This is a genomic window from Dactylosporangium siamense, assembly GCF_016862795.1.
Lineage (GTDB): Bacteria > Actinomycetota > Actinomycetes > Mycobacteriales > Micromonosporaceae > Dactylosporangium > Dactylosporangium siamense.
In genome coordinates, this window is sequence record NZ_BONQ01000075.1 from 1 (window position 1) to 2,480 (window position 2,480).

The following is a 2,480-nucleotide window of genomic DNA, read 5'->3' on the forward strand; positions in this document are numbered from 1 at the left end:
CGACTCAGAGTCAGAACCCAGCGGCGAGCCAGAGCCAGAACCCGGCCGCGAGCCAGAGCCCGGCTGCGACTCAGAACCAAAGCCCGGCGACGAGCCAGACGCAGAATCCGGCGGCGACTCAGAGCCAGAATCCGGCTGCGAGTCAGAACCCGGCCGCGACTCAGAGTCAGAATCCCGCCACGAGCCAGAGCCAGAGCCAGAGCCAGGATCCGGCTGGGGTTGCGACCGAGACTGCTGCTGGTGTCACGGCCGAGACGGCGACCAGGGCTGAGACCTCGACCGAGGTTGACTCGCGGCCGTCGGGTGAGCAGCAGAGCGTGCCTGGTCAGCGGACGTCGCCGGACGTCAGCGTCAACACCGGAGCAGAGCACGGGCCGAGCGTCGCGACGGAAGGCGGGGTCACGCCGACGCCGGTGGCGTCGCCCGCTGCGAACCCGGTCGCGAGCGGCACGGACCTGGGAGCGACCAACCGTTCCGGGTCGCAGTCCACACCGTCCACGCAACCGGCGCAGTCCACACAGGACAGTCAGGCCGAGAGCGCGGCCGAGCTTGATCTGGGCGCGGCGCTCGGTGACACGGCGACCAGTCTTACGCAGACGCACAGCGACCAGGTCAGTGACGTCACGTTCAACACGGACACCGAGCTGACGGTGACGACTCCCGGGGGGCGGTCGGCGACGTTCGAGGTGCGGGTGTCCAGCGAGCTGGACGGCCAGGCACATCGGGTGGCCGGGGATCGCGGCGGGCGGACGCTCGAGGTGTCGCCGGAGACGGCGGCGGATCCGGTGGCGTTGACCCGGGCGGTGGCGGCCGCGACCGCACAGCTCACCACCGGCCGTGGCCTGCGTGGGCGGTTGCGGGGCATCGCGCTGCGGCGCGGGGCGAGCAACATCGACAGCAGCGCGGAGCTGGCGTCGCGGTGGGCCGAGACCCGAGTCATCGCGAGTGAACTGGCCGTCGCCACCGACCCGCAGGCGCGGATCGACCTGGAGAACGCGTTGCTCGGCCAGATCCGGGCGATGAACCTCGCGTCGACGCAGGCCGGCAGCGCCGATGTCGCCGCGGCCATCGAGCGGCAGCACGGGCCGATGTCGGCGGACCTCCGCTCGACGCTCGGGCTGGACGGCAATCAGACGCCGGCCGATCTGGGCACGGTGGCGGACGGGTTGCGTGGCGCGCTGGCCGCGTCGCTCCCTGGATCCGGCATCCGGGCGGTGCGGCCTGGTAGTGGCCATCGCAGTACGTCCCCGGAGCTGCGGGTCGTCCTGGACAACCGCACGGAGGTCACGATCCGGGTCACTGACCTGGACGGACTGGTCACCGACACCAGGGTCAGCGAGCGTCAGCGTCGCGACGGGACGGTGGAGATCGCGGTGGCTCCCGATGCCACCGCAGCCGATGTCGAGGTGGCGATCGCATCGGCGGTGGCGGGACTCGCGTCGCAGGGGCGGGGCGACACTGCGATCGAGACGACCACCGAACAACTGCTCGCCCAGGCGCAGGCGCTGCACCGGCAGATGCGGGGACTCAGCGGCCCGGACGCGCGACGGTTGCAGGGACAGTTCGCCGACGTCATGGACGCTCTGGGCACTTTGGGCAGCGGCGGCCTGCGCGCACTCCAGCAGCGCACCCAGCAGACGCAGCAGACTGCCAGGGACGAGCAGACACCCACCCACGACCCCGAAACGCACGACAACGAAAGCCAGGACCGGAGCCAGGAAGAAAGCCAGGATCAGGACCAGAGCCAGGATCAGGACCAGAGCCAGGATCAGGACCAGAGCCAGGATCAGGACCAGAGCCAGGATCAGGACCGGAGCCAGGACCAGGACCAGGACCCGACCGAGACGGACGAAAGCCCGCGGCCCGACCCGGAGGCGGCGCTCGAAGAAGTCGTCGCGGCGACGCCTGGCGCGACGCTGATCAATCCTGCCGAGCAGGACGACAGCACACCCGACACGACCGCCGACATCACCGCGGAGACCGCCGCGGACCGGATGTCGGAGGAGGCGCCGGATCGCCCGGCGACCCCCGAGGGCGAGCGGCGCGGCGGGAGCCGCGACGTGGTGCTGGACAACGAGGTGTACACGTCCAGCTCCCAGCAGATCATCAGCGAGCTTGCCAGGCTGGGGTTCGTGCCGACCGGGTTCGACAACGGCTGGGCCGACGGCCGGCGCGGCGGGATCGAGACGACGTGGCGCGACCCGAGCACCGGCGTGACGCTCGAGGTCCGGCTCCACACGCAGGAAAGCCTCCACGCCACCGAGGCCATCGAAGTGGCCAACGCCGCCGCCCGGTGGGGCGCCCGGCCGGAGGTCAGAGCGGCCCTGGCGCAGCAACGCCAAGCGGCGTTGCGCCGCGTCGCCGCCCCCGACGGCGCAGACGGCCTGACGTCCCCGGACGACAACGCCAACCCGGACGACAACGCCAACCCAGACGACAACGCCAACCCAGACGACAACGCCAACCCAGACGACAACGCC

General features: G+C 71.3%; 1 protein-coding gene. It reads left to right on the plus strand.

Annotation, left to right across the window (positions count from 1 at the left end):
• Positions 1 to 317 precede the first annotated feature (317 nt).
• On the plus strand, positions 318 to 2,480 hold a 2,163-nt coding region (locus Dsi01nite_RS23655; RefSeq protein WP_203848427.1), incomplete at its 3' end, for a hypothetical protein.